Below are 21042 nucleotides of genomic sequence, written 5' to 3' on the forward strand. Positions count from 1 at the left end.
TTTTTTACATCTTGATTGTCAAACTGAGGGTGAATGTTATGATCAAGCGAGTATTTCAATACATTATTTTATTTTTAACGATTACTATGTACGCGTCATCTCATGCAGGAGCAACTACAATTCCCCCTGCTGAACATCATCCAAATACCAAAACTTCCTCTTCTACAAAAAAAATCGCGTACTTAACATTTGATGACGGACCAAACAAATATACTACGCAAATTTTAAACATCTTAAAAGAAAAGAACGGAAAAGCAACTTTCTTTGTTATTGGTGGAAAAGTACCACATTATAAACAGACAATGCAACGATTAATTAAAGAGGGACATTATATCGGACTTCACAGTATGTCCCATGATGTAAAACGCCTTTACACTGGTGATCCATCCGCTTTAATTACAGAAATGGAACAAACACAAAACATTGTCCAACAAGTTACAAAATTAAATACACATCTCGTTCGTGTCCCATATGGTAGCATGCCTTACTTAAAAAAGAATTACCGTGATGCACTTGTATCAGCCCAGTATAAAATGTGGGATTGGACAATCGATACATACGACTGGAAAAGCTATGACAATCCTTCTGCCATACTAGAAAGGGTACGTAATCAGAGCGATGAACAAGTCGAAGTAATTTTAATGCATGATTCGAGTGTAACCGTACAAATACTGCCACAAGTAATTGATTACTTACAGTCACAAGGATACAAGCTTCTTCCCTATAATCCATCTTCTCATCTCGAAGTAAACTTTTGGAAAGACACAAGATTGTAACAGCTTTAGTGCCTATGTGCTAAAGCTGTTTTATTTTTCTCTTCCCACCCTTCCCATTTTTGTGTAAAATTTTAAATAGTGATGAAGTTTCGAGGTGAATAGAAATGAAACGAATAGATCTCATTTTTAACGCAATACAAAAAGGCAATTATACAGAAGGTGTAACTGCATCAGAACTCGCTACCCTGTTGCAGCTAGATCGAGCCAATGTAAGTAGCGACTTAAACAAACTCGTAAAAGATAAACGTTTATTAAAAACAAATACGCGTCCTGTTCGTTTTTATATAGAAACGAACACTTCGTTGGAAACGCATTCAAAAGAAGTAACTTCATTAGATACATTTGCAGTTGAAAATACGAGCCTTAAAATCGCAATCGAAAAAGCGAAAGCTTCTATTCTCTATCCTCCAAACGGTATGCATACTTTACTGCTCGGAGAAACAGGCGTCGGAAAATCCATGTTTGCTTCTTTAATGCACGAATATGCAATTGAAGTTGAACAGCTTCCTAAAAATGCACCATTTATCGTCTTTAACTGTGCTGATTATGCAAATAACCCACAGCTACTACTTGGGCAATTGTTTGGGATTAAAAAAGGAGCCTATACAGGGGCAAGTGATCAGAAAGGATTAATTGAAAAAGCACATGAAGGGATCCTTTTCTTAGATGAAGTACATCGCCTTCCTCCAGAGGGACAAGAAATGCTTTTCACCTTTATTGACCGCGGAGTATATCGTCGCCTTGGAGAAACAGAAAACGAACGTAAAGCACAAGTATTGATCATTACTGCTACAACAGAAGAGCCAAATTCATTTTTATTAAAAACATTTACAAGACGTATACCAATGACTGTCACGCTGCCACCACTTCGTGAGCGTACACATAAAGAACGTTTTGCTTTACTGCAACTATTTTTCACAAATGAAGCAATTCGCTTGCGAAAAGAAATTCACGTTAGTCCGAATGCAATGCGTGCTTTCGTCTTTTACAATTGTCCCAATAACATCGGCCAATTAAAAACAGATGTACAAATTGCCTGTGCGAAAGCCTATTCTGACTTCGTGACAAAGAAACGTGATTCTGTCTATGTTTCAAGTACAGACTTACCTTGGTATATGAAGGAAGGGCTCTTCATTGAAAGAAAAAGCCGTCATCTATACCAAATACCAAATGAAACATTTATATTTACAGGCGATGAAGGTTGGAGTAATCATAAAATAGAAAATGAAAAACAGTCTTCTATTTACGATTATATTGACTATAAATATGAAGAACTTCAAGCTCGTGGTATTGAAGAGGAAGAATTAGAATTACTAATAGAAAATGATATTCAAAGCTTTTTCGTACAATATTTTAACCAAATGTCAAAAAAGACAAGTCATGAAAATGTTTTTAAAATTGTAGATCGTAATATCGTTTCCGTTTGTGAAAAAATTGCTGAACTTGCTGAAAAACATTTATCCAAGACATTCGATGAAAAAGTATTTCTCGCTTTAAGTTTACATGTACAGACAACTCTACAACGTTTACAAGCTGGAAAACAAATTCATCACCCACAATTAAATCAAATTCGTACGAAATATAAAGAAGCTTTTTCCGTAGCTATGCAATGCATTCAACTACTGGAAGACGAATTACAAATAACAATGCCTATCGATGAAGCAGGCTTTTTAACAATGTTCTTCGTTGTTGATCCAATTCCTGCCTCACAAACAGAAGTAAAAGTATTAATATTAGCGCACGGCAACGGCATAGCAACAGAAATGGCAAACGTCGCAAACGAACTGCTCGGCATTGAGGAAGTAACCGGTATCGATATGCCGTTACATGAATCGCCGAAAGATTTCTTAGAGCGTGTGAAAGTGTATATGAAAACACTCCAAAATGTAAACGGGCTTCTCTTACTCGTTGATATGGGATCTCTCGCTTATATTGGTGATATATTAGAAACTGAGTTCAAAATTCCGGTACGTGTTCTTTCCATGACGAGCACTCCACATGCACTAGAAGCTGCTCGAAAAGCTCAGCTTGGCTACTCGTTAGATGCATTATATGAAACAGTAAAGAACTTAACACCGTTTTACTTAAACGTACAAGAAGAAAAGAAAAAGCCACTATCGCCAATGAAATCTGTTATTTTAACAGCTTGTTTAACTGGGGAAGGCAGTGCTTTAGCTATTCAAAAAATGTTGGAGAACTATTTGCGATTTGACAAAGACTTAATTGAAATCATTCCAATTAGTATCGTCCATGAAAAAGATTTAACGAAAATGATTGAGAACATAAAAAAAGAGCGGAATATCATTTGTATCGTCACAAATTTCGATGTGCAGGTGCCATGCTTAACTTATCATTTCCAAGACATTGTAAACTACACAGCGATTCAGCCAATTCAAGAATTAATTACGTATGAAGAAACATATGCAAAAATGGCTGATATTCTTGAACAACAAATGCAGCGTAACGACGGAGCACTACTTATTAAAACGATCCGTTACGCATTAAATACAATTCAAGAATTAATTTCCTTACAGCTAACTCCTGACAGTTTAATGGGTGTTATTCTTCATATGAGCTGTATGGTTGACCGTCTTCAAAAAGGAGAAAGCCTCCTCCCTCATCCAGATAAAGAGAAACGAAGACAAGATGAATACTGGATGTATATGAAAGTAAAAAAAGCATTGCAGCCAATTGAAAATACATTTGAAATACAAATACCTGATGACGAAGTGTTTTATGTTATGGACTTCTTCATTAAAAATCAGCCTGTAAAAAATTAATTGAGGTGGTTTTGTAGTATATCGACCGTAACTCGGATTTTATCGGCGATTTTCAAGTTATATCAGCGCAACTCAGATTTTATCAGCGATTTTCAAAATATATCGATTTGCCGGCTATATTCACTAAAATTTGTACCTTATAGCAAAAAAGGCTGTTCCAGATGAACAGCCTTTTTTCTACTTCTTTACTTTCCTAATTCTCCCCCTGATTTCGCCTTTCTTATTAGACTTCGTATAAACATTTACATATACATTCGCCTGAATGATTTCTTGCAGTAAGCTATCAAACGCTCGCCCTTGTAAAGGCCCTTCAAAATCCCCCACATTAACTACACCAGTGACGACTCCTTCATTAACACTAATACCTTGCTTTAATGGACCAAATAAACTTAAAACAATTGGACCAATTTGATCTGTTTTCCCTAAATGAATTTGGCATGATGTAACTTTTTCGATGTTTTTCAATATGACCCGATATTGCAACTTCTTTAAATCCTCACTAAATATAAACTCTGCTACGCCATAAGCTTCTGTATTTACAGGAGGTATTTCCCTCTTACCTGTTAACCTCGCAAAGAAATGTGTTGTCATACGGGCATTCTCCTTATATAAATTTCCCAGCACTACTTCTACTACTTTATGGTTTATACATAATCATTTATGACTTTTTCAAACTTTAATTACGAAGAAAAGATTCACACAATCTTTACATTAGAATCGTTCCTTTTGCTTTACTACCTCTTGTATAATGCACATAGAAAAACATTCTAGGAGGTTATTTTGGAAAATAATAAATATACTATTCACAAATTATTAGAGATTTTTCTCGTTGCATTTAAATTAGGACTTACTTCATTTGGTGGCCCCGTCGCCCATCTCGGCTATTTCCACCACGAATATGTACAAAAAAGAAAATGGATGGATGAACGAAGCTATGGAGATTTAGTAGCACTATGTCAATTCCTCCCTGGTCCTGCTAGCAGCCAAGTTGGTATGGGCGTTGGATTATTAAGAGGCGGGGTATTCGGAGCTATTATTTCATGGATCGGATTCACTTTGCCGTCTGTGATTGGTTTAGTTTTCTTCGCCTCATTCCTTAATCAGTTCAATCTTGGAAGTACTGGCTGGATTCATGGACTAAAAGTTGTAGCAGTCGCTATTGTCGCTCATGCCATATGGGGAATGGCGCAAAAATTAACGCCAGACCGAAATCGTGCGACGATTGCAATTGCAACTGCCTCAATCGCCCTATTATGGCCAAGTAGCTGGACACAAGTCACTCTCATTATCATATCTGGCTGTATCGGCTGGCTTTTATATCGCAACCAACCAATTAGCCAATCTCAACATATAAAAGTACCTATTTCAAAAAAGATAGCAGTTTCTTGTCTCGTCTTATTCTTCGGACTATTACTACTGCTACCAATATTAAGACCGTTCTCTTATTACATCGCTTTATTTGATAGTTTCTATCGCTCTGGTGCACTTGTATTTGGAGGCGGACACGTCGTCCTCCCCCTTCTTGAAGGTGAGTTCGTACAAAACGGAATGATGACGAAAGAACAATTTCTAGCTGGATACGGATTAACACAAGCAATGCCAGGACCACTATTTACATTCGCCTCTTATATAGGAGCATTGTTAAACGGGACGCTTGGGGCCATACTTGCAACAATTGCTATTTTTCTTCCTGCTTTCTTACTCGTTATTGGTGTATTACCATTTTGGAACAATGTGAGAAAAATATCTTTCATACAAGGCGCACTACTTGGAGTCAATGCCGCTGTTGTTGGTATTTTAATTGCTGCTTTTTATGATCCTATTTGGACAAGCACAATGATGAACGCTGTAGATTTTGTTTTTGCGTCTCTTCTCTTTTGCTTGCTTGCTTTTTGGAAAACACCACCTTGGGTTATCGTTATACTCGGAGCCTTTGGCGGATATATTCTATCCATTTTATAAATATAAAAAACGACGGCATGATATAGCCGTCGTTTTTCTATTAAAACTTCACAAGCTCTATTCCTTCAGGCAACTCGCTCTCTGTTAAAATACGCAATTCTTTCACGCGATCCATTACGTAAGAAGAACGCTTCACAAGCTCTGGATCAATATACGCTGGATGAACCATAATTTCCACCGTTTGTTCACCTTGTACTCTTTCTTTTAACTTCACAAAGTAATCTTCCGTCACACCATCCGCATAAAAGTCACTGTAAAATACGTCAGAAAACGGGCGTACTGCTCGCTCTTCCTCACAACGACGAATTGGAACATTATATGTAGCCGCTAATTTCTCAAGAACATCGTGTAAAATCGGTAATCCATGCACGTGATGATGACTATCTAAATGAGTTGGCGTTAATCCGTAAGATAAGAATTTCTCAATTTGAGCAGTCCATTCTCGCTCGACTTCCTCTGGATTTATCTTCCCTTCCCATACGACGCTTTGTTTATGAAACAATCCATCGCTACTTACAAGTGATGGTACGTCTCCAAGAAGCGGTTTCCCTGCTGTTAATACGAGATGTACGCCTACTCCTAATGTGTTATGTTCTTTCGCTAAACGTACCGCATGCTCTGTTCCTGGCATATTCATCATCATCGTCGTTGAATTTACAAGTCCATTTATATGCCCATCAATAATACCGTAATTTGTACCTTCTGTAAGACCAAAATCATCTGCGTTTACAATTAACTTAATCATCGTAATACCTCCTAATAAAGTGAAACTTTAATCAGTGGGGGGGGTTCTTCACCCCCCACTGATTATTAGTTGAACCAATCGGACTTTTATGGGCAGTTGATCCCCCACCTAATTTCTTTGCTTTCGCTGAATTTTGAGGTAGGGGTCTTACTGCCCATTAAAGTGGAATAGAATAAAAAAAAGCGGGCTAAATAGCGCCGCTTTATTTCTCTACCTTTTTGAAGAACTGCGGAAGATGTTCTTTATGTGCTTCCAACATTTCATCTAAAATTTGTTTTGCAACTTTATCTGATGGTACAAGTGGATTAATTGTCATAGCAAGCAGCGCTTTATGATAATCCCCTGTAACAGCAGCTTCAATTGTTGTGCGCTCGAATGATTTAATTTGTTGTACTAAACCGCGAACTGGTACTGGAAGATCTCCAACTGCAATTGGTTTTGGACCTTCTTTCGTAATAATACAGTTCACTTCAACAGCCGAATCATGTGGCAAGCTTGCAATTGTTCCGTTGTTTCGTGTATTAACAGGCTGGATATCACCTTTATTATTATAAATAGACGTAATTAAGCTACATGCTGCGTCACTATAATAAGCGCCTCCACGTTTTTCTAATTGTGGTGGTTTAATATCTAAATTCGGGTCTTTATATAACTCGAATAAATCATCTTCTAATTGTTTTACTACTTCTGCACGTGTACCTTTTTCAACCGAAGCTTCTTTCTCTTCTTCTAGCATTTCACGTGTTTTGTAGTAGTAACGATGGTATGGACATGGAATTGCACGAAGGCCACGAATAAAGTCAGGTTCCCAGTTAAGCGCAGCAATATTTTCCATCGTAATTTGCTTCTCTGGATCTGTTACAAGCTCTAACACACGATCCATTACACTTACGCCATCTAAATATACGTCTAGTCCGTATACCATATGGTTTAAACCTGCGAAGTCAACGTGTACACGACTGGCATCTACCTCAAGTAATCTCGCAAGACCCATACGGATTCCGATTGGAACGTTACATAAACCAACTACTCTTTGAATATTTGTATAACGAAGGACAGCTTCTGTTACCATACCAGCTGGGTTTGCAAAGTTAATTAACCATGCATTCGGACAAAGCTCCTCCATGTCCTTACAAATATCTAAAATAACAGGAATCGTTCTCAACGCTTTGAATAAACCACCAGGACCATTCGTTTCCTGACCGATTACATCATATTTTAACGGGATCGCTTCATCTTTTGCACGAGCTTCTAATAAACCTACGCGAAGCTGCGTCGTTACGAAATCAGCATCTTTTAATGCTTCGCGACGATCAAGCGTTAAATGTACCTCAATTGGTAAACCAGATTTTTTTACCATACGTTTCGCTAAGTTACCAACGATTTCTAACTTTTCTTTTCCTGCCTCAATATCTACTAACCAAATTTCACGAACAGGAAGCTCATCATAACGTTTAATAAATCCTTCAATTAACTCTGGTGTATAACTAGATCCACCGCCGATTGTAGCAATTTTAATTCCAGTCATGCTTTATTCCCCTTTCGCTTCTAACTTTTTATAAAGGTCAATAAACTCTGCTGCTAATTCTTTTACTGTAATCGCATTCATTAAATGATCTTGTGCATGAATTAAAAGAACACTAATCTCTGTTTTTTCTCCTCTTGCTTCTGATTGTATGAGCTCCGTTTGAAAATGATGCGCTTCATTAATCGCTTCTTTCGCCTTTGCCATCGCTTCATCAGCTTCTGCCATTTTCCCCTGTTTGGCAAATTGAAGTGCCTCCATCGCAAAGCTTCGTGCATTACCACTATTTAAAATTAATTGAAATGGAATTTGTTCTGCTGTAGTCATCATAATTACCGCCCTCTCTATTATCGTTCAACCGATTGAAATACCCCTTCAGTTTGAACATTTCTATTAAAATATTAATTTATGAATGATAGTTTGGTGTTCTTGTAGATGGGTTTCATCTTTTTGAACATGATATAAAGGTAATTATTCTGACGAGCTAGAGAAACTCGTCAGAATAATATTTTTTAAAGTGATACTGAATTGTCGCTTCCTTTTGTTTCAGCTTTTGCAGCTTGTACATACGTACGGTCACACATTAATACGAATGGATAGTAAATCAATACTGCAATTGCAAAGTTTACTACTTGTAATGCTGCACCAGCGATACTTCCGCCCGCTACAAGATAACCACTAAAGATTGGTGGCATTGTCCATGGAACTAAAGCAACTGTTTTTGGTACCCATCCTAAAGAGATCGCTGTATAAGAAGTAATAACTAATACAACTGGTGTCAGTACGAATGGAATAATTAATGCTGGATTTAATACAATTGGTGTACCGAAAATAACTGGTTCGTTAATATTGAAGAAACCAGGTCCGATAGATACGCGACCTACACCGCGAAGCTGCGCACTTTTTGCAACAAGCATTACTGCAACTAAGAATGCTAACGTTGCACCTGATCCACCGATGTACACGTATACATCAAAGAATGGTTTTGTGAAAATATGCGGTACATCATATGCAGACATACCACCATCAAATAGTTTCATGTTTTTTTCTAACGCTGGTAAATAAATTGGGTCAATAATACCCCCAATAATATTCGGACCATGTAATCCGAAGAACCATAATACATGAATAAGCAACGCAATAATAATTGCACTTGGCAATGTACCTGCTAAACCTTGTAATGGTACTTGAATTGTTTCAAATACGAATTTATGAATACTTGTTCCTGCTAATTTCACTGCTAATTGAATGCCTGCTGTTACGATTAAAATAACGAATGCTGGAACTAATGCTGCAAATGATTTCATTACTGCTGGTGGAACACCGTCAGGCATTTTAATTGTAATATCTCTTTGAACAAAGAATCTAAATACTTCAGTTACAAGAAGAGCCACTATGATAGAAACGAATAGACCTTGTGCCCCTGTCCAAGCTAAATCAATACCACCTTCTTTTGGCGTTGTCGGAGAAATAATAATTAATGCACCGAATGTAATAATTGCTGCTGACAACGCATCTATGCCGTAAGATTTTGCCAAATTATAACTGATTCCAACTGCGACTATAAGGGCAAGTATAGCAAAGGAACCAGTCCACATACCGCCACCGACATCTTTCCAAACTTCCCCGAATGCACCTTTCATAAATTTTTGGAATGCATCCACTGGTAAGTTATTAATAAGTATTGCAAATGATCCAACTAAAATAAGAGGCATAACTGCGATAAATCCATCACGGATCGCAACTAAGTGGCGCTGCGATCCAATTCTACCTGCGATAGGAACTAAATATTTCTCCATGAATGCAATAAACTTTTGCATTTCGCTTCCCCCCTAATTATTTTTTTAGTGTTAACGCGTGATCTAAAACTGCTTCTCCATTCATCATGCCGTAGTGCATTGGATTGATAACGTCGATTCCAACGTTTCTCTCATCAGCAAGCGTTTTCATTGAAGAAAGCATGTAACGAACTTGTGGTCCTAATAATAATACATCCGCTTGATCGATATTTGTTTTTACTGCATCCCCAGATACAGCCCAAATCTTTCCTTCTAAACCTCGAGCTTTTGCAGCCGCTTCCATTTTTGTAACTAGTAAACTTGTAGACATCCCTGCTGAGCAACATAATAAAATATTCATTTGAAAATCCCCCTTGTGTAGTATAAAAATTTTATGTTTTATTTATTTTTCTTTACGCTATTTATTAATGCAATTAGCGTGCCAATTTTTTAAAACCACTAAAATCAGCACTTTTTCGACCATTTCCTTTGTGTGTTAACGCTTTCAATTAGTGTGTCGACCAAAAAACACACAGTGTGTTATAAAACAACACGCTTTTAACACATAACTGTATGAAAATAGATTAGTGTTTAGTTGTCTAGTTGTATTTAAAACAAAAAAACACTAAAAAAATTTTTTAGTGTTTTTACCCCATGCCCTTCAAGCTAAGATTTTAAAATAAACCCAAAACGAAAAAATGAGATTTTTTTATCATAATGTCAGAAAACCATCATTATAATTCGTATATTAAGTGAATAGAGAATGGAGCAAAGAGTGGTGATAGGAATGCGAGAAGTAGAAATAGTAGAAGGGTTGCGAAAGAAAGATATGAAAGCATTACATGCAGCAATTGATCAGTATGGAGATTTAATTTATAAAGTTGTTCACGGTGTATTAGATACATCCCATAGTAAAGTGTTAGTGGATGAGTGTGTTGATGATATTTTGTTAATCATTTGGTACAACATTGATAGTTATGATGAGAAACGCGGAAAATTTAGAAATTGGCTTATATCTATCGCGAAGTTTAAAGCGATAGATTTTAAGAGAAAGAGTAATCAAGTATATAGATTACAAGAATTTCAGCAGGATATATATGAAGAGAGAACAGGCACAAATCAAACAAAAGAAGAGGAGGAAGAAAACTTTTATCTTTTAATTAGGTCGCTAAACAATGAAGATAAAAAAATTTTTATAAAAAGGTATCTGGATGAATATAGTGTGCAAGAGATTGCTTCTGAATTAGGGCTGGCAACAGATACTGTGTATAGCAGGCTTTCAAGAGGACGAAAAAAAATAAAAAAGATAATAGGAGGGGAAACTGATGCGCAAAGAGGAACTGTTGCAGGGTTTAAATAATTTACAATATAGTGATGAAGATGTAGCAGAATATAATGTTGAAACAAAAGTAGATGAAAAGAAAATAGGACGTGCAAAAATGGTAGTAACAAAAAGTATTTTGATGCAGCGTTGTTATCATCAGGTGCAAGGTAATTTACAGCAGGGTGAAGAGATTTTATATAGCATGGCTGCGTCCAATCCGCGTGTAAAGGGTTGGCAAACAGGGACGGCTATAACATTAGGAATCGGTTTTCTTTCTATGAATTTTGGTATTAATAACGTCCTCGTTGTTACAAATAAAAAACTGTATGTGTTCTTTGTAAATCAATATTATAACGATGTTGATTTGAAAATATATCAGTTAGATGAAATTGTCTCTATGAAAACAGTATTAGATCGTAAAAGCGGCAGTGAATTTTTATATATAAAATATACAAACGGGAAAGAGTACGTACTTTTAGGGATTAATGAGGAGTATCGTGAATTGTTTGAAGTAGTATGTAACGTGCCAAAAGGAAGTAAAATAAAGCTGTCGCTACAGGATAGAAAATTAAAATGGATATTAAGGGGGAAAAGAAGTCTCTTTTATATCTTAAGCTATTCAATTGTATTCTATTTGTTCTATAAGGCGTACGTTAACTTTATGCCACTTTAAAGGGCAGTAATATCCCATGGCCATCAAGCTAAAAAATGAAATAAAAAACCTTGCATACGCAAGGTTCATTCAGTTACCGACATCTTCCTATATAATTCTACAAATTCACTTGCTAATTCCTTCACCGTAATTGCATTCATTAAATGATCTTGCGCGTGCACCATCAGAAGGGTGACTTCGGTCTTTTCACCACCAGCTTCTTTCTGTATGAGATCCGTTTGTACACGGTGCGCCTCTTTTAATTCTTCTAAGGCTTCTTGTAATTTCGCTTCTGCTTCTGTAAATTCTCCACGCTTTGCACAATCAATTGCTTCCATTGAACAACTTCTCGCATTTCCCCCATGCAAGATTAAGTGAAAAGCCTTCGTTTCTATCGTATCCATTTTAGTTCTCTACTCCCCCTTTTCTTCCGCTATTTTTTGTTTATCCCATATTTTTAAGAACGGTAAATATATGACGAACGCTAGTGCAAAGTTAACGAGTTGCAAAATCACACCTGAAATTTTGCCACCCGAGCCTAAATATCCACTAAATAGAATTGGTGTCGTCCATGTTACAGCAGCACCACTCGGGCGAGCTACCAATCCCCATTCCATTGCGAAATAAGAAACAATCGTTAATACAACAGGAACTACTATAAATGGAATAAGTAAAAGTGGATTCATGACAATTGGCATACCGAAAGTTACCATTTCATTAATGTTAAAGATACCAGGTGCAATTGACAATCGTCCTAAACTTTTTAATTGCTGACTTCGTGCAAACAATAACATTCCGACAACTAAGGCTAATGTTGCACCAGAACCGCCCATATAAATCCATAAATCAAAAAACTGTGCAGTAATCGTGTTCGGTACATCTTGGCCCGCTTGAAAAGCAATCCGGTTCTGATCCATTAACGATAACCAAATCGGGCTCATTACACCGCCCACAATTGTAGCTCCATGAATTCCACACGCCCAAAGGACATGAACGAGAATAACCGCTATAACTGCTCCCCAAAGACTAGCACCAAGTATACTCAGCGGTTCTTGCAGTAGCTTCCCTACAACATTATGAATGCTTCCGAAAGTTGTGTGTTCAAAAATCAATCTAATGATCCAAACAACTGTCACAACAATAAACCCAGGAATAAGCGCTGCAAATGAACGCGTTACTGCCGGTGGAACTGTCTCAGGCATTTTTATAATCATCTTTTTTTGTACAAGAAATCGGTATATTTCAGTAGATATAATTGCAATAATCATCGCTACAAATAAACCTTGGCTTCCCATTAATGCCGCTGGAATTACTCCATCTACCAGTATACTTTCTTTCGTACCCGGCATGATATATGCAACTTGAAATGGAGTTGCAAGTAAAAATGTCACAAGCGACAATGCCCCGGATGCTAAAGCGTCCACTTTATAATATTCCCCAAGCCTGTAAGCGATTCCAAAAACAGCTATTAAAGCCATTATATTAAAAGTTGCACTAACTGGATACCCTAATGCTACGTTCCAGTTTTTCCCGAACAAACTCGCCATGAATTCACTATACCCGGGGATTGGTAATGTACTAATAATAAGAAAAATTGATCCTATAATTAAGAACGGCATCGTCAATACAAGTCCATCACGAATTGCTAGCAAATGCCTCTGCTCTGCAACCTTTCCTGCTACCGGCATTACATATTTCTCTAAAAACCGTATCATCTATCCCACTCTCCTCATGGTTTCATTGACAAAGCTGCTTGCAAGATAGCTTCTCCATTACAAAGTCCGTAATGGACGGATTGAATGACATCAACAGGTACTCCTTTCTCCTTACATAATTCTTTCATTTTCGGTAATAAATAACGTACTTGCGGTCCAAGTAAAAGTACATCGGCTTTATCAATATGGCTATTTACTTCAGAACCTGATACAGCCCAAATCTTTACCTCTATCCCTTTTGCCTCTGCTGCTTTCTCCATTTTTGTAACAATCAAACTGGAAGACATTCCCGCTGCACAGCAAAGTAAAATATTCATCCCTTTTCCCTCCCCCTTTTTCCAAACCTAAGTTACGGCGCATCCCTTACCACAACTAGGTTACAAATATATATGTCTAGATTTCCTGCTGTATGCCGAGCTTAAAAACAAAAATTTCTCGGTTTTCACGCTATTCCATCTATCCGTATTCTCCTAGTAAAGAGGGCTCTAACTCGCTATAATAATTCAGTATGATTTTTTATAATTGATAGGAGGATATATTTATGAAGGCATATCGCTTTCCACTTATTTTATTATCTTCTATCCTAATTGGTGGTTTCATTGGTTATTTCATGGGTGCCGATGCAGTTGCTTTAAAGCCGCTTGGTGACATTTTCTTAAACTTAATGTTTACGATTGTTGTACCTCTAGTGTTCTTTAGCATCGCGTCATCTATTGCTAATATGGATGGATTAAAACGTTTCGGTAAAATTATGTCTAGTATGGCTGGGACTTTCTTATTTACAAGTATTTTAGCTGCTATTTTTATGATTATTGTCGTGAAAGTATTCCCGCCAGCACAAGGTGTTGTATTAGAACTAACACAACCTGACAAAGCTGAAAAAGCAGTTAGTGTTGCAGATCAAATCGTCGGTATTCTAACAGTATCTGACTTCTCGAAGTTACTATCTCGTGAAAATATGTTAGCTCTTATTTTCTTCTCTATCTTAATGGGAGTTGCAACTTCAGCAGTTGGTGAAAAAGGAAAACCATTCGCTACATTCTTACAAGCTGGTGCAGAAATTTCAATGAAAGTCGTATCTTTCATTATGTACTACGCTCCAATCGGACTTGCAGCTTACTTCGCAGCATTAGTTGGTGAATTCGGACCACAGCTTCTTGGAACTTACTTCCGAGCAGCAATGGTATACTATCCAGCGTCTCTTATTTACTTCTTTGTATTCTTTACGTTCTATGCATACCTTGCAGGTCGCAAGCAAGGTGTACAAGTATTTTGGAAGAACATGGTCTCTCCTACTGTTACATCTCTTGCAACTTGTAGTAGTGCCGCAAGTATTCCAGCGAACTTAGAAGCAACGAAGAAAATGGGTATCTCTTCTGACGTTCGTGAAACAGTTGTCCTTCTTGGATCTACACTTCATAAAGACGGCTCTGTTTTAGGCGGCGTATTAAAAATTGCTTTCTTATTCGGTATTTTCAACATGGAATTCGAAGGACCAAAAACATTAGCAATCGCACTTGTTGTTTCTTTATTAGTAGGAACAGTAATGGGCGCTATTCCAGGCGGCGGTATGATTGGTGAAATGTTAATCGTTTCTCTATACGGCTTCCCGCCAGAAGCATTGCCAATTATCGCAGCGATTAGTACAATCATCGATCCTCCTGCAACGATGTTAAACGTAACAGCAGATAATGCTTGTGCCGTAATGACAGCTCGCCTTGTAGAAGGTAAGAATTGGATCAAAAACAAATTTGCTTAATAAATAGAAAGAGGATGCTCGTTTTGAGCATCCTCTTTTTGTCGTTATTTGTTGATAAGTCGATATTCCTTGTCGAAACGTCGATATATTGAAAAAATCGTCGATATAATCTATTCCGCCACAAATTTGTTAAAACCTTCACAAATATTCCACACTCATTATCCTTTCTCCGTACTATAATCATGTATGGAAAAGGAGATGGACATAATGACTCAAAGCGCACCTGAATTTAAAGTTTTGCAAAGCATTGCATTCCTTGCGGTCGTTTTGCAAAGTTCCTTATTATATACAATGAATCAAGGAAATGTCTTACTTGAGCAATCTCTCATTATGGGCATGCTATTTAACCTTGCAAAATTTTCAGCACCTGCATTCATATTTATCGTCGGCTTCCACTTAATTCGTCACTATACAAAGCAATTAGTATACAAAGAATATATTTCTGAAAAAGCCGCACATTTACTCATTCCTTATTTCTTCTGGTCTGTTCTTTACTTATTAACAACAAACGATATGATTACACTACAAAGCGGAATAAAAAGTTTATTACTCGGAACAGCCGCACCTCATCTTTGGTACGTGATTATGATGTTTCAAATTCACCTACTGTTCCCTTTGCTGTGCACACTATTTTATTGGTTTCAAAAACGAACAGAAAATAAAAAAGACATATATAAATATATGACCATCTTTGCTTCTCTATATTTCCTCTTAATGTGGTATTCTTCGCACTACATTTTTAATGGAGAGAAATTGACTAGCTCAACCATTTTACATTATACAGATCGTTCCTTCTTCTTCTATTCGTTCTATTTCGTCATGGGAGGAATCGCTGCTGTCGCACTAAAAGCGTGGCGTACATTTGTCATAAAACATATTCCGCTTATTACAATCTTATTCTTTATCTTATTTTTATTCATCAATTATGAGTTATTTAGTTTTTACGGAGCAAACTCTATTCATTTAACCGTTTCGACTTATTTAAAACCGTCTATGTTTTTATATATCGTATGCGAAATTATCATACTTTACGTGCTATCTATTACAATCGTACAGCGACGTGGTTTCTTATATAAAGCTTTACGATTTATCGGGAATTACACGTATGGTGCTTATTTAGCTCACTTTTTCTTCTTGCAACTATGTACAAAGTTTCTTTCTTTATTCACACTGCAAGAAAACACAATATTATATAGCTTATTATTATTTACAATAACAGCCACAATCTCGATTTCAACAATGGTCATATGCAGTACACTACCATTTCATACATGGATTACAGGACCTTCTCCTACAACAAATATGAAATGGGCTAAGATTGCACTTCGGAAAAATCACGAAAAGGTATTCAAACCATATCTTTGATATAATAGAATTCCATAAAAGAAAAGAAAGTAGGACACACCTATGATTAATCAAATTGGACAAATTATGCTATATGTAAATAATCAAGATGAAGCAGTACAATTTTGGACTGAGACAGTAGGATTCCAAATTATTGTGGAAGAAAATAACGGACAAGGTTTTCGCTGGATTGAAATTGCGCCGTCAAAAGAAGCAGGCACAAGCATCGTCCTTCACGATAAAGAGTTAATTGCAAAAATGCAACCTGAATTAAACTTACATACACCTTCACTTATGTTCTTCTCTAACAACTTAGATCAACTGTATAAAGATCTTTCTGAGAAAAATGTTACTGTTGGACAAGTTGTAGATTTACCTACTGGCAGAGCTTTTAACTTCGCTGATAACGAAAACAATTACTTTGCGGTAATGGAACGCAAATAATAGGCCAAAAAATGGTTCTCCTTTCATACATATACATTGAAAGGAGAACCATTTTATATTTTCTCTATAGTTTTACGCTTCTTTCTTCTATATAAAGCAATTAGAAATGCACCTACAATGATAGCACCTGCTCCTATCATTCGTTTATCTACTCCAACAACTTCCTTAATCTTTTCTTTTTCCTTTTCATCATACGGAACACGGTGTCCTCGAACGAGTAACCTATGCGTGTTTACACCATATGGCGTACATGTAATTAGTGTCACATAATCCTGACTTTCAGCTACCGTTAAATCATCCGTTTCTTCTGGTAGCACTACTTTAATTTGATCTACTTTATATGCTAATACTTTATCTAAAGAATGAATATAAAAAATATCCTCTTCTTTTAATTTATCCAAATCTGTAAATAATACAGCAGATGGCAACCCCCTATGTCCAGTCAAAATAGAATGTGTTCCTTCTCCGCCAACTGGCAAAGAGGAATTCTCTATATGACCTACCCCTCTACTTAAAACATCCTCAGACGTTCCATGATATATAGGAAGCTTCACATTAATTTTAGGAATTTCTACATAGCCCATTACTTCTCCTACATTCAACATATCTACGTAAGAACTGGAATTTCCACTCTTATCGGAACGAAATGGATCTGTAACGGTCTGTCTCTCCTGTTGTAGTTTCTCATTGTACTCTTTCGCTTCTTTTTCTTTACGTTTAATTTCTTCCCTTTGCAGCTCTTTCACCTTTTTGTCATATGTACTTACTTCAGAATAATGCGCTCTTGTCGCTAACCAATTACTCACCGTCGGGTATAAAAAAATACTAAGTCCTACTAAAAAGATGCATCCAAAAATAATATTACGTTTCATAATATACCCCTTTATTATGCATATGTAGTTCCATTTATCCCGCTATTTACCGGGCAGTAAATAACGAAAAGAGGAAGATGTTCTTTCTCCCTCTTTTCTCCCTATACTCGTACGCTTATTAAGCTTTTCTTCTTAAGAACATAAACGCTGCGCCCATTAATACAAGGCCAACTACTGTGAAGAGGATTGTCCCAATTCCACCTGTTGCAGGAAGGATCCAGCCACTCTTATTATTTTCTACAGTTAATTTCACCGTTTGGTTATCCTTATCAATCTTAACTTTAATTGGCTCTCTTAATTTTTGATAAGATTTCACTTCACCTTTATCAGTATACTTCGGTGCTTCAATTTCGACGATTTCGTATTCACCGTAAGGGATGTTGTCCCAATTAATAATCCCATCTTTATCAGATACACCGACAACGTCAACACCTTTTACTTTTACGACTTTACTATCTTTTCGTAATTCAAATTTCGCACCTTCTAAAGCATCTTTAGTTGCACCGTCAATTTTTTTCAATGAAATTTTACCATCAGTTACGATAACCTTTACAGGAGGTGTTGTTGTTTCATCGTCTGGTGGTGTTACTTTATCACCAGTTTCATAATCGATCTTTGCTATATTTTCTATTACTGTTCCACCGTTAATATCTCCATTTACTTTCGCCTTGATTTGCAAATGTAGTTCTTTTTTATCTTTTAACGCTGCAAAATTCTCTACAGTCACTGTCACTAATTGACCTGCAGCAGTCTTTTCACCTAACGTTACTTTTACAACATCAGAAGATACTTTTTCACCATCAATTGTAACAACTGGTGTACCGATAATTGTTAATCTTGAATCCACGTTATCTGTTATTACGTATTTCTTGTACAGATGAATATCACCTGGTAGTTTCGTTTTAATGTCGTATGTGAATTCTTCATCTACGTTAATTGGTAAACCATTTAAATTACCGTTAATCTTCTTATCAATTGTCGGTTTTTTATAGTTTATAATTTTATCTAGTTTTACAATTTCCCCATAGCCTGCTTGACCGTCTTTAGGGAATGCACCTGATTTTTCAACTTTAAATTCATATTTTTTAGGATCTAAAACATACCCTTCTAGTGCTTTTGACTCTTTGAAATAATATTCTCCATACAATAAACCGTCAACGCGGATTTTACCATCCTTATCTGTCTTTAGATCCTTTAATTCTTTTCCTGCTTTATCTACTACTACTTTATCAGTCCCTTTATGATATAGTGTGAACTCTACATCTTTTAATGGTTTACCTGCATCGTCTACTTTCGTTAATTCTACTGCTCCACGCTTGATTTCATTTTTTGGATAAATATGAACGTCGTAGTTTAATTTTTTACCTTCTTTATCAGTCATTGGGATATCAATTGTATATGGCTCTGTATTTATATTTACGTTATCTGGACCGCTAACTTCTTTCACTAAGTAACGACCGATTGGAAGGTCCTTAAAAGTTACTGTACCATCTTCACCTGTTACGTCGCTAATAGGTGTTGCATTGTCAACTTTCTCAACAGCTTCTTTTACAATTTCTCCATTTCTTTCAATCACTTTAAAAGTTGCAACTTTTACAACTTCATACTTTACTCCTTTTATCGGTGTTGCCCCTTCAGGAACTTTCTGACCAGGTTCACCAGTTCCTGCTTCACCTTGTTGTCCATCTTTTTCATGCGCATACTTATGAATTGTTAAAGACCCTTTTGTCGGAACCTCATTTGCAGCAAATGCACTTGGCAGCGTTGAAAGCATTAATATAAATGCTAAAACCATACTAAATACCTTTTTCATACTCGTATTGCCCCCTTTATATTTTATAAATTACTGTCCCCTTTTCGGAAATAGAGAAATAGCGTTAACACAATGAGTAATGTGCTAAATAAGTAAATGAGATTTGTTCCAAACCCTCCTGTATTCGGAATGACCCATTCACTCTTGTTGTTCTCTACTTTCAACTTTTGCAAAGGTGATGTAAGTTCTACATGAATTGATTCCTTCAAGATCATGTAACCTGTCGGTGCTTTTATTTCTTTAATTTCATATTTACCGAATACTAGCGGTTCAGAAATTGCTTTTCCACTTTCATCGGTTACTAATTTTCCGACTACATTTCCATCTTTATCGATAATTTGAAACTCTGCATTTTTCAGTTTCAACGTATGATCCTTTGCATCTACTTTTTCAATTTCAATTTTCCCTGACGGAGGAGGTTCCACTGCTATTTCTACTGATGGTTTTTGTGGAGAAATATTATCTCCTTTTACCGTACCTACGTTCAGTATTTTTTTATCTTCATAACCATCTTTTATCTTCACTTGAAATACGATTGTATGCCATTCGGTATCTTGAATGTCTCCGAGTTTCCCTATTACTTTTCCAGCCTTATAATGACCACTGTCAGTATCTTCGGCATCCGTTACTATATTGCCATCCACCCGAATTGATCCTGGTACATATTCCACACCTTCTGGCAATTGGTCTTCTACTAAAGAATTTCTTATGATGCTATCTTTGACTGTATTACGAACCTTAATCGTATATTCAATCGTATCTTTTACTTCATACTTCTTACCTTGTTGTAAGTTCTTTACTTCTTTCACTGATTCCACTTTCGGATTCTTATAATCTACTTTTACTAGTTTTTCAGGTTCCTGCGGTGTAATGTTCTCTCCCGTTACCTTCGCTTTATTTACTATTTCTTTCCCTGCTTGATTCGTTTTCACTTTCACATGGAACACTACTGTATGCCACTCTGTATCTCGAATATCTCCAAACTTCCCGGTTATTTTTCCAGTCTTATAATGGCCACTATCCCCATCTTCAGCATCTGTGACAACCTTCCCATCTATTCGAATCGTCCCTGGTACATATTCCACACCTTCTGGTAATGGATCCTCAATAATAGCATTGTTTATCACGCTACTCGCTACGTTATTACGCATTTTCACTGTATATTCAATCGTATCTCCGACTTCATATATGCTCTTACCTTGCTGTAAGTTCTTTGCTTCTTTTACCGTTTCTAGTTTTGGATCTTTCGGTTCTATTACAATAGATTTCTCTGGTTCTTGCGGTGTAATATTCTCACCTGTTATTTTTCCTATGTTACGAATCGTCTTATCTAACTGATCCGATTTTACTTTTGCTTGGAAGGTAACCGTATGCCATCCTGTATCTGTAATATCACCTAAATTCCCCATCACTTTACCTATCGTATAGTGGCCGCTATCTTGATCTACAGCGTCCGTCACCGCTTTTCCATCTACCTTAATGGTTCCTGGTACATAATCTACCCCGTTTGGTAATGAATCTTCTATTACAATCTTTTTCGCGATGCTATTCTC

The 21042-nt window shown here is 36.6% G+C and carries 20 protein-coding genes; 8 read left to right on the forward strand and 12 right to left on the reverse strand.

Translation table 11 applies throughout. The annotated features are described in order from the left end of the window. Positions 1-38: 38 nt before the first annotated feature. On the forward strand, positions 39-776 hold the full coding sequence (locus MR083_RS21865) for a polysaccharide deacetylase family protein (RefSeq protein ID WP_000597165.1): 738 nt from the start codon (positions 39-41) through the stop codon (positions 774-776). A gap of 104 nt (positions 777-880) precedes the next feature. Further along, entirely contained in the window at positions 881-3556 is a 2676-nt protein-coding gene (locus MR083_RS21870; protein ID WP_046648857.1) for a sigma-54-dependent transcriptional regulator, read from the forward strand. 177 nt (positions 3557-3733) lie between these two features. On the opposite strand, the gene exsM is transcribed toward MR083_RS21870, so the two are convergent. Next, the gene (gene exsM, locus MR083_RS21875) at positions 3734-4147 is read right to left on the reverse strand and encodes an exosporium regulatory protein ExsM (RefSeq protein WP_000207032.1); all 414 of its coding nucleotides are present in this window, start codon (positions 4145-4147) and stop codon (positions 3734-3736) included. Positions 4148-4336: 189 nt separating this feature from the next. On the opposite strand from exsM, the gene MR083_RS21880 reads away from it, so the two are divergent. Beyond that, entirely contained in the window at positions 4337-5518 is a 1182-nt protein-coding gene (locus MR083_RS21880; protein ID WP_000429776.1) for a chromate transporter, read from the forward strand. A 40-nt stretch (positions 5519-5558) separates the two neighbouring features. Here MR083_RS21880 and chbG read toward each other — a convergent pair whose 3' ends face one another. From chbG to MR083_RS21905, 5 genes are all read right to left on the reverse strand, one after another. Next, complete coding sequence (gene chbG / locus MR083_RS21885) at positions 5559-6263, reverse strand: chitin disaccharide deacetylase (protein ID WP_000593461.1); 705 nt, start codon at positions 6261-6263, stop codon at positions 5559-5561. Between the two features lie 202 nt (positions 6264-6465). Continuing rightward, entirely contained in the window at positions 6466-7791 is a 1326-nt protein-coding gene (gene celF, locus MR083_RS21890; RefSeq protein ID WP_000145756.1) for a 6-phospho-beta-glucosidase, read from the reverse strand. Positions 7792-7794: 3 nt separating this feature from the next. Then, complete coding sequence (locus MR083_RS21895) at positions 7795-8118, reverse strand: PTS lactose/cellobiose transporter subunit IIA (protein ID WP_000989047.1); 324 nt, start codon at positions 8116-8118, stop codon at positions 7795-7797. A 182-nt stretch (positions 8119-8300) separates the two neighbouring features. Next, positions 8301-9608, reverse strand: coding sequence for a PTS cellobiose transporter subunit IIC (celB, locus tag MR083_RS21900; RefSeq protein ID WP_001168843.1), 1308 nt, complete (start codon positions 9606-9608; stop codon positions 8301-8303). A gap of 16 nt (positions 9609-9624) precedes the next feature. Further along, positions 9625-9927, reverse strand: a complete 303-nt coding sequence (locus MR083_RS21905) for a PTS sugar transporter subunit IIB (RefSeq protein WP_001023569.1) — start codon at positions 9925-9927, stop codon at positions 9625-9627. Positions 9928-10353: 426 nt separating this feature from the next. On the opposite strand from MR083_RS21905, the gene MR083_RS21910 reads away from it, so the two are divergent. Both MR083_RS21910 and MR083_RS21915 read left to right on the forward strand, forming a co-directional pair. Then, positions 10354-10926, forward strand: coding sequence for a sigma-70 family RNA polymerase sigma factor (locus MR083_RS21910; RefSeq protein ID WP_011040847.1), 573 nt, complete (start codon positions 10354-10356; stop codon positions 10924-10926). Continuing rightward, complete coding sequence (locus MR083_RS21915; RefSeq protein ID WP_001224324.1) at positions 10892-11563, forward strand: hypothetical protein; 672 nt, start codon at positions 10892-10894, stop codon at positions 11561-11563. Before MR083_RS21910 ends, MR083_RS21915 begins: the two co-directional genes overlap by 35 nt. A 65-nt stretch (positions 11564-11628) precedes the next feature. Here the strand turns inward: MR083_RS21915 and MR083_RS21920 are convergent, their stop codons facing one another. The 3 genes from MR083_RS21920 to MR083_RS21930 are packed head-to-tail and all read right to left on the reverse strand — an operon-like array spanning position 11629 to position 13574. After that, on the reverse strand, positions 11629-11946 hold the full coding sequence (locus MR083_RS21920; protein WP_000379638.1) for a PTS sugar transporter subunit IIA: 318 nt from the start codon (positions 11944-11946) through the stop codon (positions 11629-11631). A 9-nt stretch (positions 11947-11955) separates the two neighbouring features. Beyond that, positions 11956-13257 carry a PTS cellobiose transporter subunit IIC gene (celB, locus tag MR083_RS21925; RefSeq protein WP_000617776.1) on the reverse strand — a complete coding sequence of 434 codons (1302 nt, stop codon included), beginning with the start codon at positions 13255-13257 and terminating at the stop codon, positions 11956-11958. 14 nt (positions 13258-13271) lie between these two features. Further along, positions 13272-13574: a PTS sugar transporter subunit IIB gene (locus MR083_RS21930; RefSeq protein WP_001023538.1), complete on the reverse strand. Its 303-nt coding sequence runs from the start codon at positions 13572-13574 to the stop codon at positions 13272-13274. Positions 13575-13798: 224 nt separating this feature from the next. Between MR083_RS21930 and MR083_RS21935 the strand changes: the two genes are divergently transcribed. The 3 genes from MR083_RS21935 (at position 13799) to MR083_RS21945 (ending at position 16804) form a co-directional block, all read left to right on the forward strand. Beyond that, entirely contained in the window at positions 13799-15016 is a 1218-nt protein-coding gene (locus MR083_RS21935) for a dicarboxylate/amino acid:cation symporter (RefSeq protein WP_000649373.1), read from the forward strand. 207 nt (positions 15017-15223) lie between these two features. After that, on the forward strand, positions 15224-16381 hold the full coding sequence (locus MR083_RS21940; RefSeq protein WP_000194309.1) for an acyltransferase: 1158 nt from the start codon (positions 15224-15226) through the stop codon (positions 16379-16381). Between the two features lie 42 nt (positions 16382-16423). After that, a complete protein-coding gene (locus MR083_RS21945; protein ID WP_000609850.1) occupies positions 16424-16804 on the forward strand; it encodes a VOC family protein in 381 nt (126 codons plus the stop codon). Positions 16805-16857: 53 nt separating this feature from the next. On the opposite strand, the gene MR083_RS21950 is transcribed toward MR083_RS21945, so the two are convergent. The 3 genes from MR083_RS21950 to MR083_RS21960 form a co-directional block, all read right to left on the reverse strand. Continuing rightward, the gene (locus MR083_RS21950) at positions 16858-17676 is read right to left on the reverse strand and encodes a class C sortase (protein ID WP_242269839.1); all 819 of its coding nucleotides are present in this window, start codon (positions 17674-17676) and stop codon (positions 16858-16860) included. Positions 17677-17794: 118 nt separating this feature from the next. Further along, positions 17795-19489, reverse strand: a complete 1695-nt coding sequence (locus MR083_RS21955) for a SpaH/EbpB family LPXTG-anchored major pilin (protein WP_000755300.1) — start codon at positions 19487-19489, stop codon at positions 17795-17797. A 23-nt stretch (positions 19490-19512) separates the two neighbouring features. Further along, on the reverse strand, positions 19513-21042 hold a 1530-nt coding region (locus tag MR083_RS21960), incomplete at its 5' end, for an isopeptide-forming domain-containing fimbrial protein (protein ID WP_242269840.1).

Source organism: Bacillus cereus group sp. BfR-BA-01408, assembly GCF_022663305.1.
GTDB classification, from domain to species: Bacteria; Bacillota; Bacilli; order Bacillales; family Bacillaceae_G; genus Bacillus_A; species Bacillus_A pacificus.